This is a genomic window from Roseofilum sp. (genome assembly GCF_982964205.1).
Genome location: NZ_CEZBFX010000118.1, coordinates 1 through 14,909 on the forward strand (window position 1 = coordinate 1; position 14,909 = coordinate 14,909).

Below are 14,909 nucleotides of genomic sequence, written 5' to 3' on the forward strand. Positions count from 1 at the left end.
GCGCTGTATCGCTTGAAAAAAAGAAGGTTATTCTGCATGAACTTTAGAGCGCCTCGCGCTGGTAGTATCAATTAACAATTATTCATTACTCCGCATCTGTTTCCAAAGTTGTGTATAGCTCTGCTGAGTTTGCTCCGAGAGGGGTAAGAGAAATTCACTATTGGCAAAAATGCTAGGATCGGGGAACTTCACTCCAGATTGAAAGATCGATGCAGGTAAACTATCGCGGTTCGTAGTAATTAATAGAGGTGAAGCGGTATCGGTAAATTGGGAGAGTTTGAGGGCTAAATCCGAGTTTAAAAACTGGTTCATCCATTCCTGAATACCGGAGTTCTTAGGACTTAGCTTAGGACTGACCCAAATATTCGCCCACAGTGCAGTTCCAGATTGGGGAATAATAGCTTTAAGTTTGTACTGATTTAAGATCGATAGAATATCTGTTGACCATCCGAGAGCTAACCAAGAATCTCCTTCAATTAGAGGTTGTAAATATTGGTCGGAGCTATAAAATTTAACTTGGCGATTGAGTTGTTTTAGGGTTGGAAGTAATTCAGGAATGGTTTCTAAATCGGGAGTGTTATAGGAATAACCGAGGGATTTTAAGGTTAAACCAATCACTTCTCTGGGTTGATTGAGTAAGGAAATTTGACCTTGCAATTCTTCTCGCCACAAATCTGACCAATCTGTGGGTTCCCAACCGAGGGATTTAAATTGATCTGGTCGATACACGATCGCCGTGGTTCCCCAACTGTAGGGCACTCCCCAAACTTCCCCATTCGGATCGAGATTCCCTTGGCGATCGCGCATTACTAAGCTCTGCCAACTTTTAGGTAATTGATCCCAAGAGAGCAAAGAGGTATCGATGGGTTGAATGAGTTGATTGGAGATCGCCTCCCTTAACCAAACATCTCCAAGCGTCACCAGATCCGGAGCAGAGGGAGCCGTTTGCCAAAAAGCTAAACTTCTCCATAGCGAATTCTCAGAATTCTTGGGTTCTCGCTTCAGAGATTGAAACAGGAGATCGAGTTGACTAACCGGAATCGCTTCTAAACTCACACTCTCCGGTAGTCCCTTTTTGAGTTCATTGATTAGCGTCGCTGGAATCGATCCCTTGAGAATAGAAATCTTTAAGCTGGCAGTGGGACTGCATCCCGTAGTCAAGACTGAGGACAATGATAGGCTCGATAGTGCTAAAGTGGCGGTTTTCAGGCTTCCCGACAAAAATCTTCGACGATCCATAACTGAGAAAATGTTAAGTATTTATTTACAGTTTTTACTAAAAGTTAAATGATTCAAAAATAAATCAAGAATCTTGTCAAAGCCTATCTAAAATCGTAGAGAACAATCCTCATCTGTAACTTCTGGAGTCCCCTATGGAAATCTTGGAAACCCAAATTATGATGCTGATGGAAAAAATAGAAAGCATGTCCCATTCGATTGAACGGCTTAATTCTAAATTCTCTTTGCTAGAATCTCAACCTGGGTCGAGCCATCTCCGAGCAGAAGAGACTCATCTGCCAGAACGGGGTAGTAGTAATCATTCCTATACTCATGAGTTATCCGATCTCCCCATTTGGGATCATAAAGATGTATTAGTTGATGATGATTATGATAACCGTCGTGAGATATCTGAATCCCGGTCAGATGCATATTTATCTCCTGAACTGCAAGTGCAGCGCTTAACTGCACAACTGACCGCTGCTTATAATCGCATTGCTGCTCTAGAGGAGCAATTACTGTCTAAGCGGATTCAATTCTAGCGCTGGGAACTAGGAAATAGGGAAGAAATAGGGAAAATGACTGACCTATATCTATCTATTACCCATTACCCATGAGAATAACGGTCGATTAAGGTTTCGATCGCCTCAAGGAGGTCTTTTCGTCTCCAATTTTGGCACAGGGTAGCGGCGATCGCACAACCCCCCGCACCAACACCTTCTTTTACGAACCCTTGTTCATACATTTGAAGGGAGTGATAGTTAGACTTAGCAAAACTCAGTTGGGTTGCCATCAATGGAACTGGAGGTAATAGTTTCGCTAAACCAACCGTGTCTCCCGTTGGATCTTCAGCCACCCATCGCGTTGTTCCCACCACCACTTCAGACGTATCCCAAATCTGGTTTTCCTCCTGAGCAATAGCTTGCATTAAGCCATACACAGCTAACAGTTGAGTGCCGCCAGCCAAGAGAACACCACAATATTGACTCGCGGCGATTGCCATTCCAGCAGCTACCGGTTGCATGGGATCGCCTACTGCTGCCATTAATTCCCACACCGATCCGGGCCGATCGAACCATCTTGCATGCTCTAACCCCTGCTTCACCACCTCTATTTTCTGAGCGTGGTTACAGGTGGGATGACTACTGTTCACTTTACCCGATGCTGGCCATCCCAACCCTGTCAAAATACTGAATGCGGTGGTTGTTCCGCCCACCACACATTCACCGATAATCAAATAATCGGTGTGTTGAGCTAACTGTGTTCCCCATTTTTGCCCTTGGTTAAACAGATGACGAACCCTTTCTCGATCTAAAGCTTGTCCGCTACTGACACAGAAGGCAGGAGTCCCCCCCAAATCTACCGCTTCTACAGGGGGAGGAATAGGTAATCCCGCATTCAACAAAGTAATGGGAATCTGGAGCGCTTCACAAATAGCACGGGAGATAAAGACGGGAGAAATACCGGCATGTAAGGGAGGTAACGGATAAGCATATTTCGGAGTCACCCCATTGTATAAAAATTCAGCATCTGCCAAACAGGTATAGCGCCGGTCTTCTGGCGTTGCCCCGGCAGCAGAGATTCCTGGAATTAATGCCGTTTCTGTGAAACCGAGAATACAAGCAAAATGGGGGCGACTTTTACGATACTTATTTAACCAATACTGCCCTCGATCGAACTCAGTGTAAACAGAAATCATATCAGTGAACCATTCGATTCTCCCCCATTCCCCATTCCCCAAACTACTCTCGATCTAACAGAATTTCCACCCAAGCGGGAGGCAATGGAATGGGGTTACCCAACTTTTCGAGAAGCAAACTAGAGACCAAATGGACAACGAACAAATAGATCAAATTATTGACTAAAATCATGACTACGGCGATCGCCTGTACGATCGTGATATCCGGCTCGGCCAATAATCCCAACTTCAGGAAGATCCAATCGATCAAGCTAGTCACCTGTGCCATCAGATACAGCCATAAATCCTCACCCAGGAGAATGGACACTAACCAAATTTTAAAGAAAAATCCGATCGCTCCCAACAGCGTTCCTAAACCAATAGATACAAACCAACTCGCTCCCCGCTTCCACATCATTCCCAACTGCACTCCCAACAGTCCAAAGGGAATTAGAAACAGGATACTGCGGGTTGGCCCCATTAAAACGGTTAAGAGCAAACCCGTTACCGTCATAGTCATCCAAGCATTGCGACTTCCCCAGCGCAAATAGGCTAAGGCGATCGGTACGGGAAAAAAGATCCGTAATAACGGCCCTGGTGGAAAATAATAATTCACCAACCAAATCAGACTAGAAGTACTTGCCAAAAACGCTGATTCTACTAGAGGTAAGGTCAGATTAACCTGACTCTCCGGTTTCTGATTACCCATTACCTATTACCTATTACCCATTAAACCATCAGTCGCTCTAAAGCACCCAAATCTGGAATACAAAGAGTATCGCGATCGGGGCGCACAATCAACTTTTTCTTTTCCAATTTACTTAAAACTCTGGTAACTGTTTCACGTGCTAATCCACTCAAACTACTTAATTCCCGATGGGGAAGATTCGGAATTTCTACACCCTCAGCCGTTTTCGTCCCTTGACCATCCGCCAAAAATAAGAGGATATCTGCTACCCGGGAGGTACTATCAGACTCCCGCAGTCGTAACCGTCGGTTGACTTGTCGTAAGCGACGCGCCATCAATTGGGCCAACCGGATACCCGCCTTCGGTTCTGTATGAATTAGGTTAACAAAATCACTAGCAGGCATATTACCAATCGTGGTTGGGGCGAGGGTAATCACATCAGTAGAGCGTGGGACCTCTTCGAGGGGAGCCATTTCTCCAAATAACTCCCCCTTACCAATAATATTGAGGGTAACCTCTTTACCATCTAAATTATAAGTGCGAATCTTAACCCATCCTTCCAAAATAAAATAAACCGAGCTACCCCAATCATTTTCCAATAGGATGACCTGGTTAGAAGGATGTTCTCGCACCACCACTTGCGCCGTCGTCCGTTCAACAATCTCCTCCGGTAACCCTTCAAAAAAGGGGGCTGATTTAATGAGTTCACGCTGATTCAATTCACCACGAGACTTGTGTCGTTCTACCATAGGGGTAATGTGCGATTTAAAAGACTAAAAGCGGAAATGACGACGGCTGAGGGCAGGCCATGGGTTTACAACCTAAACGATAAGGCAATCATAACGTAAAGTGCCTCAAAATCTACAAGATTTATCAGTCAATAGGGGCGATCGCCCTCAATAACGTGAACTCATAAAGTAAGATAAAGTTAATTTTCGCATCAAATCCCCCCTTCTTACCCAGTTTTGACTTAAACTGCTTGCAGTATGCCCACCTTCAGCAAAACCGACCGAACGTATAGTTAGGGATGACGATTGTGACACCTCAGACTGACCAGCGTCAAGCACTGATAACAGAAATCGATAGTGTGCTATCCAAAACCCAGTCTCGCCTTCCCTGGGTGATGGCGGGAGAGGTGAGCCAACAACGTCGAGTTTTAAGACGGGTTCGGGAGTATTTGGGCAGTTTACCCCTTTCCCCAACTCAACGCCCTGCTGCCAAAGGTCAACTTCCTCCCTCAAGCCGTTCGACTCCTGGCAGTCGCCGTCGTCTTTCCTTACTGGGGGCGGATCTTTCCCAAGAGCGCCAACCTATACTAGAACCACAGAACTCAGCAAATCAACAAATTGTGCAAGCTGTGGTGCAAGATTTGCGATCGAGCATTCTGATCCCCTTGCAAGAAGAAATTGCTGCCCTACAAAACCAGCGGGAACAGATGCGCCAGGAACTGCAATATCTGGATCAACAGCGCGGCAAGAATGCGATGTCAGGTCAATCTCAGAAAATGATGACTGAGTTTTTCCAAACTCTGATCGATCGCTGTGCACAAAGTTTAACCCAACAGGTAGCTCAGAATTTAGCGGATTTGCAGGTAGAATTGCTGCAATATCAGTCCCGCGAACCCCACGATCCAATTCTGGCTGCCGATAGTAGCACCGATCCAGCTCTGCTGACTCCCCAAGAACGACTCGAACAATTGAGGGCACTGCAAGCTCAATCGGATAAACTCCTCAAAACCTTAGATGCATCTATCAATGTAGTTTTTGAGACACTGCAAAGTAATCTTCAAAGCTATAGTGAATCAATGACCCAAGGAGTTGAGCATATGTATAGCTTGGGTCAACAGGGCGAGGTGATGTTTAGTGCCTTGGTCAATCGGTTAGCATCCCAGTTAGGACGAGAAGCATCTTCTTATATTCAAAGCCGTTCTGAAGACTCTTTGGGAGAAACATTGGAAACACCGAGTGGGGGAAAATCCCTGACTCCTTCGGCGATCGCTCCTGAAACCGATCGAGCAGCCCAAAATGCCCAAACCTCAGATCCTCCCGATCGCCCTGTTGTCCAACCTAGCGATCCCCAACATTTAACCGAGTCGGTTGAGTTAGCCCAAGAGGTTGAGGAGGAAGAGGATAGCTTTGAACCGGAATCCATAGATGATGAGAATGCAGAGGAATTAGAAGAGTTAGTAGATCTTGATGAAGAGATCGGGTTGGAGTTTTTTGAACAATTTGAAGAGGTTGAAGAGAGTGTTGAAATTGCAGCAATCGAAGAGGATCAAATCGATCGACTCTCTAATGAACCATCAGCGGATGCCGATCGGCTCCTAGAAGAGGAGATGGAAGGTGATGAATTTTATGATGCACTGTTTGCTTCCGATCGGTTTACAACAGGTGAAAGGGAAGATGAGGGAGAATCCGATGATCCCCTGCAAGAGTTTGCAGAAGAGGCAGAAGTGGATGAAATTGCCGAAGAACCTGAGCCAGAATTGAATGTAGAGGCGATCGCAGCACCAGAAGAACAAGGGGAGCAACCCGTAGATGAAGAGGCGATCGCCGAAACCCTAGAATCAGATTTATTTGAAGGACTAGGTGATGTTGAAGCCCAAACAGACGAGCCACAAGAACCTTTAGCCGCAGAGGAATTCCCTGCAACTGACTTATCCTCACCCTCTTCAGTTCTAGAATCAGATTTATTTGAAGGCGCTCCGGCTCCTTCCCAAGTAGAAGATCCGGTATCTCTAGAAACTTTTATGGAATTATTCGGCGAAGAAGATTCACCACCTCAGATTATATCGGAGAGCCTAGAAACCCATTGGGCCGACGAAGCCCCCTTAAACGCCACAGAAGATCTTTATATCTCTGCTTCTCCCGATGAAGTCTTATTACCCACCGAGATCCAAGAAGCACAGGAAGTCAGTCAGTTAAATTTACAGGGCGAAGTCTTAGAACAGTTAAGTCAGGATTTATTTAGTCTCGAAGGTGAGGGAACTTCTCCCGTTCCTGAGTCAGTTCCAGAAGAGCAAGTTACGGATCTATTTGGGAATTTAGAACCCGCCAGTCCCACAATTTCCGCTCCTGAAGAAGAGTCTCTTATGAATGAAGAGGAGACTCCCCTGAATACGGAGAATTTCCTCAATGAAATTTTAACTCCTCCCGAGTCAGGAATTTTGGCAGGAGAAGAAGAACCTGAAGATCGAGAAAATTCTGAATCTGGAGTAAGAGTAGATAGTTTATTTGAAGGATTCCCAGAAGAGCAAACATTCCAGGAGTCAACTCCAGAGGAAGAAGCAGCAGATTTAACTGGCCTGTGGGAGGATGAAAGCAGTCTCAACTTACCGGAGTCTTTAAGTATCGATACAGTGTTTGGGGAAGAGTCTGAGAATTTAGACACCGAAGAGCCGAAATCCATTACCGTAGATAATGTGTTTGAAAAATACAATCAGGGAAATAAGGACGCTATCGATCCATCCGCTGGGCGATCGCCAAAAGGCACATCGACGATAGAAAACATGTTTGAAGGATTTTTGCGGGGAGAAACGGTAAACGTAGATGAATCCCTACCAGCATCAAGTGAACCTGATGGAACAACTGTAGAAGAAACTTTAGAAGAAACCTTGACCCTAAATGATGTCTTTGAAGGGTTGGCAGATGATGACGATCCTGAGCCACCATTGAATTCTTTGAAGAAAAATTAATTCTGAGAATGAGAGAGAGCAGAAGTGTGAAGAGCCATTCTGATGGGCAAAATCCGCTGTGGTATTTGGGAATCGATTGGGGAACAACCGGCATTTCAGCCGTGTTACTCAATTACTCAACACGCTGTTTTTATCCCTGGGAGCGTTTCCCAACTGAGCGAACCCAGGTTGGGGTGTCTCTAAAACTTTGCTTAGATTGGGGTTTACCTGGGGTCGATGGGGACTCAATTATTGAGGAGATGGTGTCCCAGTTGCAAGGGATGGCGAATGAGCAAGAAGAGTATAGCCAAGAGGTTTGGACTCAGTTAAGTGGAGTGATTGTGGGCTGTCCAGCCCATTGGAGTGATGCCTATCGCTTTAATCTGCGAGAGGCAATTTTAAGGACAGGTTGGGTTGATCGACCTCACCAAATTCTGTTCTTAGAAGAGCCAATTGCTTTAGTCATATCAGAGTTGCGTGATACGGCTCAGGGTACTCAATGGCAAGGCGCAACATTGATTCTAGATTCGGGAGCAACGATGACGGAGTTTGCTCTGGTGGATGTTCCGTTAAACAAATCCCAACTCAAGCCGGAAAATTTCCATTTGGGATCTTTGGCTTATGGGGGAGATGCGATCGATCAGGATATTATTGTTCAATTGTTATTGAATGTGGACTATCCATTATTATCTGCTTCATTAGAGCAAGAGCAGGGAATAAAGTTGCCCCAAGTGGGAGAGGTGGATTTAGAAAGCCGTTATCACTTTAGTCAATATTTGGGACGTTCAGATTGGGGTCAGGGGTTATTGGCGATCGCCAGAGAGGTTAAGCATAGACTTCAGGCACAAAACCAGATTACAGTACGCCTCAAGCAGCAAAAGTGGACTATTCAGCGTCGCGATTTAGAGATGAAGGTGTTTGTGCCTTTTTTGCGTGCCCTGAATCGGGAGATTAATCGCCTGTTTGTCAAGACGGGAGTCGCCCCCCAAGCAATACGCCAGGCTTTGTGTACGGGGGGGAGTGCATCTTTAGTGGCGATCGCCCGTTGGTTACGGCAAAAACTACCCAGCGCGGCAATTATCCAAGACCGTACCCCACAAGGTCAACCGCCTAAATGTAGTCGGGTAGCTTATGGATTAGCGAATGTACCGCTCTATCCCCAAGTTCTCAATACGGTACGTCATCAATATAGTGATTATTTTCTGTTGTTAGAATTGCTCAGGGTCATGCCTAATGAGGCGATCGCCGAGGGGCAGATTTTCTACTTGTTAGAACAACGGGGGATTAATACGGCAGTTTGTGGCGATCGCTTGCGCAAACTGCTCGCAGGCAATCTTCCCCCTGGACTACTTCCGAAAACATCAGATCGCCTTTACCTGAGTCCTCAATTAGAGCTTAATCAACCCCTATTTATTGCTCAAGGAACTGGATTATATACTCTCAATCTAGAACAAAGAGCGATCGTGATGAACCAATTTGAGCAAGTTCTCGCCACCTCTAACCAAACCTTAGACGATCCCTATTTAGTGCTTTGGTAAAGAGGGGTTAGGCAAGAGGGAGCTGACAAACTGTACATCACCTTAACTTGTAATTACCAACCACCAAAACCCATTTTTAATTTTTAATTTTTAATTGATAAGATAAGTATAGGTCTCGATCCATTATTGTCTGGGAGGTAGAGCAAAAATGGTAGTCGCACTTGAAGCTTTGCAGCAGGTGAAGGGTATGAGTCTAGAGGAGTTTCTGAATTATGATGATGGCACAGATACGGTATATCAGTTAGAAGATGGGGAGTTGGTAGTTATGCCTCCAGAAAGTTATCTGAATCAGCGAATTGCTGTGGCTTTACTGATTTATTTTGCTCAGATAGGTATTGCTCCAGAGTGTTTACTGATCAAAACTGAAGTCGTAGTCAGTGGGATGCGCCCGACGTTGCGAGTGCCCGATCTGTTAGTGTTGTCAGAAGAAGGAGCGCAGTCCTTACAAGGAGCAAGTCGCTCCACAATTAGCTTGGAGATGCCTCCACCTCAGTTAGTCGTGGAAGTCGTTTCACCAGGCAAGGAGAACGCAAACCGAGATTATCGGTATAAACTTTCACAGTATCAGTCCAGGGGCATCTCCGAGTATTGGATTGTCGATCCCATGGAAGAACGAATAACAGTATTTGTGCTAGTCGAAGGGTTGTATGAGTCGCGAGGGTTTTCGGGAGAAGAAGTGCTAGAGTCGCCCTTTTTGCAGGGGTTTTCGGGAGATCGGACTTTGTCTGCGGTGCAAGTTTTAAGAGGTGGAGTTAATTCGTAGCTAAGGAACTCGTTAAGTTAGGACAGCTAAATTGTAGTTTTAGGAAACAGGGAACAGAAAATGTCTTAACTCCCTCTTCCCTTGCTATAGATGCAAGGTGTGTTAGCGAGAGCGCAGAACCCCCACTGCTCGACTCAGGCTATTCCCTATTCCCGTTACAATCGCTTCTGGATATTCCGACCGTGAGTATCTGTACCACAGGTATGCAGTAAATTATAGAGTTCGCCCAGTTCTCGAACTTGCTTGGTTTGTTTGGGACTCGGTGTCCAAGGTGTGGGATTATTATAAGCGTAATAGGTTTCTACCCCATCAATGCCAAGATAGACAGCTTCAGGAATTAATTCAGTGGCTGGATAACGATATCGGGCTGGATGAGCGAGAACGGCTAAACCGCCTGCTTTATGAATGGTATCAATAACTGCTGAGGCTTGATAGGCGTTGCCTTCCACAGCATGGCCTTGGAGATAGGGTTCTAAAGCTCGATGATCGGGGTCAAAGGCGTAACCGAGAATGTGAACTTCTGTTTTCAACAAATAAGCATTGATTTCTACACCACTCCATAGGTGGAGGGAGGGTTTCGGGTTGAGATTGGGATGATTGAGGCAGTTTTGGGCGGTTTTGTAACCGCCAACACTATGGTGATCTGTGATCGCCAGTCCCTGCAATCCGATCGCGATCGCCTGGTCAATAATCTCTTCCGGGCGTAATTTTCCATCAGAAAACTGGGTATGCATATGAAAATTGTAGGAATTGGGACAACTCCTTTCATTAATGTTCGCCAATACTTCTCTGAGGGCCCGTGCTTCTTCCTGCTCTCCAGCCTGGTTTGACAAGGATGGAGCTGGAGCTAGATCGATCATCATCTTTCTCAATCTCAAGATAAAGTCTTGTTGTCTACTATAGCCAATTTTGAACTTATGTAACGTTACTTTTTGATTGAGATGTGCGATCGCAATCATAAGTCAGACTAAGAAGTAATTATACTCATCCGATCCGATTTGGATTCCGTGAGATCCCCAGGGCCATTTCCCCGAATGGCGCGAAACATACCAAACCGACATAAACCCGTCCCAAAAGCTACCCGCATCAACAATAGAGTGGGCACTTCTCGCAAGGATTTAATCAAACCGGGTAAGCCAAACTTGACCAGACCTTCCGGTCGAGTGACCCCTTGCCAAATAGAATCAAGCCAAGAGGGAAGGGTGGGTTCTGTCCAATCATCAGTAACGACCTGTCCCTGGGCGTATCCCGTCGCTTCTAGGAGTTCAGAAAACCCTTCAATACTAGAAAATGCAGGATGAGACCACTGGTCTAACAATTGTTTCATAATCATCCGTTCTAGGCCATTTAGGGGAATTTGCCGGTCATCCCGTTGATTCCAGTCAGCAACCACTAAAAGTCCACCGGGTTTGAGGACTCGGAGTAATTCTTGGGCGAAAATCGCTTTATCGGGCATATGGGGTCCTGCTTCAATTGACCAGACCACATCAAAACTGGCATCCGGGAATGAAAGCGCCATGGCATCATCAACGGCAAATTTTGCATTCACCCCTTCTGGCGTTAATTCTTGGGCCCGTTGTACCTGTTGGGGGCTAATAGTAATCCCTGTCACATCAAAACCATATTCGGTTGCTAAAATCCGGCTACTGCCCCCAATACCACAACCGACATCTAAAACAGTCGTATTCGCAGGTAAGGCATCTAATCCGCCCCAACGCACCATTTCATGGACAAAATCGGCTTTAGCGGTTAAAAAATTTTTCCGCTGTGGAGGAGAGCCATAATGGCCTAAATGGATATGTTCGCCCCAGTAGAATTCTAATATCCCTTCCTCTGTCCATTGGTCGTAGGAGTTGGCAACGGAAGCGGAGGATTCATAGCGACGAGCGGTGACCAGATAGAGAATAATGGCGATCGCCATTAACGCTAAAATTATACCCGCACCTAAAAACAAGATATTCATCAAAATAGAAAAATAGAGAATTGGTATGAAGGCTTTATTGAGGATAAATGATTTTTCAGATCCTTACAGCTTTTAAGCATTGATATTGTCATGCCATGCTGTTAAGCTTGTATTGCGCGACTTTTAATAAGCAGACAAAAGTTTATTCACATTTTATATAAGTTGGAGGAATTCCATGGGAACTATCGCACCATCAGAGGATCGATCGGCGCAATTCTATCAGGCATACCAGCCCTTCAAGGAAACCGCACCGGTTGAACTGCGTTCCGGTTTCTCAGATACTGATGCCCAGATCGCGATCCGAGCAGTTTACCGCCAGGTGTTGGGCAATGCCCATGTGATGGAAAGCGAACGGCTTACCGTTCCTGAGTCCCAACTGAAACGGGGACAATTGAGCGTGCGCGAATTTGTCCGCGAGGTGGCTAAGTCAGACCTCTATCGTTCCCGTTTCTTTGAGAATTGCTATCGATACCGGGCGATCGAGCTTAACTTTAAGCACCTACTCGGACGCGCGCCTGATAACTTCGAGGAAATGCGCTATCACAGCACTGTTTTGGATGAGAGCGGGTTTGAGGCGGATATTGATACTTATTTGGATAGCGATGAGTATCAGACGATTTTTGGGGAAAGTATCGTACCTTATTATCGGGGCTATCGCACCCAGCCAGGGCAATCGATGCTGGAATTTACGAATATGTTGCAATTACTGCGGAGTGCTTCGAGTAGCGATAAGGATTTGGCTACTCAAAATAAACCTCAATTAACCCGTGCCCTGATCCAAAATTCCCCCTATGGACAGCTCAAAGTCAAGGATGTCAGTGAAATCCTGGCAGAGGTCCTCAGACCTAAGTATCAGTTCATGACAACAACACGCATTACACCAGAGCAAGCAGCTAGGAATTTGGCTTTGCAGCAAAGAATGCAGGAGCAAGCGGAGGAAATCGATCGCTTGCAAAAGCAATTGGCAGATTTACGCCCTTTTGCAGCGATCGGAGCTACACAAGTCAAAAGTGATTGGCGCTCTTCAGTTGTCTCTCCTTCTAAGGAAACATCGGCTTCTCTACAACAACAGGCAGAGGCACAATCCTCTCTGATTGCTTTGTTACAAGAACAGCTTGCTGAAACGCGACGCTACGCCACGATTGGGGAAGCTCGCTTGAATAAATGGCGCACCCGTATCTTCAACAGTTAGTGTTCTGGCCCTAATCCCATTTTTCTATGAAGATGCCCTTAACAAGTGGCCCTAAGTCTCTTGTCTCCCCAGAATACATTCGTGGCAAGCTTAAGTGGCAAGCTTAAAGAGAAATGGGATTACAGCTTTAACGAAGGTAGAAAGCTCACAATACCAGGGAAAAGAATTAGTAAGACCATCACGATTAATTGCAGAATAATAAACGGAATAGCTCCTTGGTAAATTTCCTCTGTTCGCACTTCTGGAGGGGCGACTCCCCGTAGATAGAAGAGGGCAAAGCCAAAGGGAGGTGTGAGAAAAGAGGTTTGCATATTAGCCCCTAAAATTACACCAAACCAAACTAAATCTAAGTTAAATTGTTGGGCGATGGGGACAAACATGGGAACGACAATAAAGACGATTTCAAAGAAATCAATGAAAAAGCCCAGGATAAAGACGATCGCCATACTGATGGCGAGAAATCCGATCGCTCCTCCTGGTAAATTCGTAAACCATTCCCGGACTAGACGCTCTCCCCCTAAACCACGAAAGACTAAACTAAAGGCTTTGGAGCCGATTAAGATAAAGATCACCATGCATGTGGTGCGTAAGGTGACATCGCAGACTTCCTGCAAACTTGTCCAAGTGAGTTGGTGATTGGCATACGCTAAGACGATCGCCCCTAAACAGCCGACTGCACCTGCTTCCGTGGGGGTAGCAATGCCAAAGAAGATACTCCCCAAAATCATAAAAATCAGTAAGATAGGGGGAATCATAACTTTGAGAACTCGCATCCCTAACCGCGGTGCTTTGCGGATTTCAGGCGGAAGGGGAGGAGCCAGATCGGGACGGATGTTAGCAATAACTAATACATGGATTAAAAAGGCTGTGGTCATCAGTAAACCGGGAATTAATGACCCCATAAATAAATCCCCAACGGATACCCCTAACTGGTCTCCGAGTACCACTAACACCACGCTAGGGGGGATAATTTGTCCTAGAGTTCCCGATGCTGTGATTACTCCCGCAGCGAGGGAGCGATCGTACCCATAGCGCAGCATTGTTGGCAAAGAAATCAAACCCATTGCTACGACGGTGGCGGCGACGACTCCGGTGGTTGCAGCTAAGAGCGCTCCAACTAAGATAACGGCGATCGCTAACCCTCCCCGCACCCTCCCAAACAAAATCCCCATGGTTTCGAGCAAATTCTCGGCAATACCAGATTTTTCCAGCATCGAACCAATGAAAATAAAATAGGGAATCGCCAGCAGGGTAAAATTCTTCATAATGCCAAAAATCTGCTCTGGCATCGCTGACCACAAGATCGGGTCAAACGTCCCCACTGCCATACCGATGAGGGTAAACAGAAGAGCAGTAGCGCCAAGGGAAAAAGCTACCGGATAACCGATCGCCAGCAGAAACAGCGCTCCGACAAACATCAGGGGGCCAAGCCAATCCAAAGCCATGTCAGATGAGGGGAAACAGAATGTGAATACCCTATCATCAAATGGGCTGGTAATCGGTCATCAGTAATGGGGAAAACTGGTTATTCGTCGGTTTTGTCGGAGGGGTTGAACACAAAGTCTAAGTTTTTAATCGCTTGGGAAATTCCTTGTAGAATCAGTAAACCAAAACTGACCAAAATCATGGTTTTAATCGGGTAGCGCACCAAACCACCGGGATCGGGGGAGTTTTCCAGCAGTTTCCAAGAGTTAACGACTGACCCGGTAGAATAGAAGAGAATCATCGTACAAAAAGGAATTAAAAAGAGCAGGGAACCCACTAAATCTACCCAGGCTTTTTGTTTCGGAGTTAAGCGACTTTGGATCACATCCACCCGCACATGATTATTGTGTTTTAGGGTATAAGCTGCGCCTAAAAGAAACACCAAATCGAACAGATACCATTGAATTTCTAAAAGGGCATTGGAGCTAAGATTTTGCCCAACTGCTCGCCCCACATAGCGTCCAAAGACATTCCAAGAGCCGACTCCGACCATCACCAAGGTGAGCCAATAGGCAGATCTGCCAATCCGCTCATTCAGGCGATCGATGTTCCGAGATAGACGTAATAAGAATTCCACGTGTTCTTTTCCTAGGTTATGAACAGACCAATGAACAAAAGTTGGTCAAGTCTTCCGGATCGGTCCTGGGATTCAAGGGATTGACATCCACCCCTGCCTAAAGGCGAGGGGATTCCTAAACCTCACGTTAGCGA

13 protein-coding genes are annotated in these 14,909 nt (G+C 45.9%); 5 read left to right on the forward strand and 8 right to left on the reverse strand.

Annotation, left to right across the window (positions count from 1 at the left end):
• Window positions 1–78 precede the first annotated feature (78 nt).
• Entirely contained in the window at window positions 79–1,239 is a 1,161-nt protein-coding gene (locus AC3A14_RS20685; RefSeq protein ID WP_318734640.1) for an extracellular solute-binding protein, read from the reverse strand.
• Window positions 1,240–1,373: 134 nt separating this feature from the next.
• On the opposite strand from AC3A14_RS20685, the gene AC3A14_RS20690 reads away from it, so the two are divergent.
• The gene (locus AC3A14_RS20690; protein ID WP_318734643.1) at window positions 1,374–1,760 is read left to right on the forward strand and encodes a hypothetical protein; all 387 of its coding nucleotides are present in this window, start codon (window positions 1,374–1,376) and stop codon (window positions 1,758–1,760) included.
• Window positions 1,761–1,825: 65 nt separating this feature from the next.
• On the opposite strand, the gene cobT is transcribed toward AC3A14_RS20690, so the two are convergent.
• From cobT to AC3A14_RS20705, 3 genes are read right to left on the reverse strand one after another with little or no spacing between them, the layout of a single operon-like run.
• Window positions 1,826–2,917, reverse strand: coding sequence for a nicotinate mononucleotide-dependent phosphoribosyltransferase CobT (cobT, locus tag AC3A14_RS20695; RefSeq protein ID WP_318734646.1), 1,092 nt, complete (start codon window positions 2,915–2,917; stop codon window positions 1,826–1,828).
• 43 nt (window positions 2,918–2,960) lie between these two features.
• Window positions 2,961–3,605, reverse strand: coding sequence for a DUF2232 domain-containing protein (locus AC3A14_RS20700; protein ID WP_318702002.1), 645 nt, complete (start codon window positions 3,603–3,605; stop codon window positions 2,961–2,963).
• 20 nt (window positions 3,606–3,625) lie between these two features.
• The gene (locus AC3A14_RS20705) at window positions 3,626–4,333 is read right to left on the reverse strand and encodes a Crp/Fnr family transcriptional regulator (protein WP_271938098.1); all 708 of its coding nucleotides are present in this window, start codon (window positions 4,331–4,333) and stop codon (window positions 3,626–3,628) included.
• A 287-nt stretch (window positions 4,334–4,620) separates the two neighbouring features.
• On the opposite strand from AC3A14_RS20705, the gene AC3A14_RS20710 reads away from it, so the two are divergent.
• The 3 genes from AC3A14_RS20710 to AC3A14_RS20720 all read left to right on the forward strand — a co-directional run bounded on the left by AC3A14_RS20710 (window position 4,621) and on the right by AC3A14_RS20720 (window position 9,558).
• Complete coding sequence (locus AC3A14_RS20710) at window positions 4,621–7,278, forward strand: hypothetical protein (RefSeq protein ID WP_318734649.1); 2,658 nt, start codon at window positions 4,621–4,623, stop codon at window positions 7,276–7,278.
• Window positions 7,279–7,304: 26 nt separating this feature from the next.
• Window positions 7,305–8,795, forward strand: a complete 1,491-nt coding sequence (locus tag AC3A14_RS20715) for an Hsp70 family protein (protein WP_318734651.1) — start codon at window positions 7,305–7,307, stop codon at window positions 8,793–8,795.
• Window positions 8,796–8,943: 148 nt separating this feature from the next.
• Window positions 8,944–9,558, forward strand: coding sequence for a Uma2 family endonuclease (locus tag AC3A14_RS20720; RefSeq protein ID WP_318734653.1), 615 nt, complete (start codon window positions 8,944–8,946; stop codon window positions 9,556–9,558).
• 155 nt (window positions 9,559–9,713) lie between these two features.
• Here the strand turns inward: AC3A14_RS20720 and AC3A14_RS20725 are convergent, their stop codons facing one another.
• Together AC3A14_RS20725 and AC3A14_RS20730 are read right to left on the reverse strand one after the other, a co-directional pair.
• Window positions 9,714–10,421: a PHP domain-containing protein gene (locus AC3A14_RS20725; protein ID WP_413039252.1), complete on the reverse strand. Its 708-nt coding sequence runs from the start codon at window positions 10,419–10,421 to the stop codon at window positions 9,714–9,716.
• Window positions 10,422–10,525: 104 nt separating this feature from the next.
• Window positions 10,526–11,521, reverse strand: coding sequence for a methyltransferase domain-containing protein (locus tag AC3A14_RS20730; RefSeq protein WP_318734658.1), 996 nt, complete (start codon window positions 11,519–11,521; stop codon window positions 10,526–10,528).
• A 175-nt stretch (window positions 11,522–11,696) separates the two neighbouring features.
• Here AC3A14_RS20730 and AC3A14_RS20735 point away from each other — a divergent pair, with 175 nt between their 5' ends.
• Window positions 11,697–12,713, forward strand: a complete 1,017-nt coding sequence (locus tag AC3A14_RS20735) for a phycobilisome rod-core linker polypeptide (RefSeq protein WP_318702009.1) — start codon at window positions 11,697–11,699, stop codon at window positions 12,711–12,713.
• Window positions 12,714–12,832: 119 nt separating this feature from the next.
• Here AC3A14_RS20735 and AC3A14_RS20740 read toward each other — a convergent pair whose 3' ends face one another.
• Window positions 12,833–14,158 (reverse strand): TRAP transporter large permease, encoded by a 1,326-nt coding sequence (locus AC3A14_RS20740; protein WP_318734661.1) that lies wholly within the window; start codon window positions 14,156–14,158, stop codon window positions 12,833–12,835.
• Between the two features lie 80 nt (window positions 14,159–14,238).
• Complete coding sequence (locus tag AC3A14_RS20745; protein WP_318702011.1) at window positions 14,239–14,775, reverse strand: TRAP transporter small permease subunit; 537 nt, start codon at window positions 14,773–14,775, stop codon at window positions 14,239–14,241.
• Window positions 14,776–14,909: the final 134 nt, after the last annotated feature.

Bases quoted from the DNA above. Each gene is read 5' to 3' on its own strand.
- AC3A14_RS20720 (WP_318734653.1), top strand. From the start codon at position 8,944: ATGGTAGTCGCACTTGAAGCTTTGCAGCAGGTGAAGGGTATGAGTCTA.
- AC3A14_RS20690 (WP_318734643.1), top strand. From the start codon at position 1,374: ATGGAAATCTTGGAAACCCAAATTATGATGCTGATGGAAAAAATAGAA.
- AC3A14_RS20740 (WP_318734661.1), bottom strand. From the start codon at position 14,158: ATGGCTTTGGATTGGCTTGGCCCCCTGATGTTTGTCGGAGCGCTGTTT.
- AC3A14_RS20735 (WP_318702009.1), top strand. From the start codon at position 11,697: ATGGGAACTATCGCACCATCAGAGGATCGATCGGCGCAATTCTATCAG.
- AC3A14_RS20730 (WP_318734658.1), bottom strand. From the start codon at position 11,521: ATGAATATCTTGTTTTTAGGTGCGGGTATAATTTTAGCGTTAATGGCG.
- AC3A14_RS20700 (WP_318702002.1), bottom strand. From the start codon at position 3,605: ATGGGTAATCAGAAACCGGAGAGTCAGGTTAATCTGACCTTACCTCTA.
- AC3A14_RS20725 (WP_413039252.1), bottom strand. From the start codon at position 10,421: ATGATGATCGATCTAGCTCCAGCTCCATCCTTGTCAAACCAGGCTGGA.
- AC3A14_RS20685 (WP_318734640.1), bottom strand. From the start codon at position 1,239: ATGGATCGTCGAAGATTTTTGTCGGGAAGCCTGAAAACCGCCACTTTA.
- AC3A14_RS20705 (WP_271938098.1), bottom strand. From the start codon at position 4,333: ATGGTAGAACGACACAAGTCTCGTGGTGAATTGAATCAGCGTGAACTC.
- cobT (WP_318734646.1), bottom strand. From the start codon at position 2,917: ATGATTTCTGTTTACACTGAGTTCGATCGAGGGCAGTATTGGTTAAAT.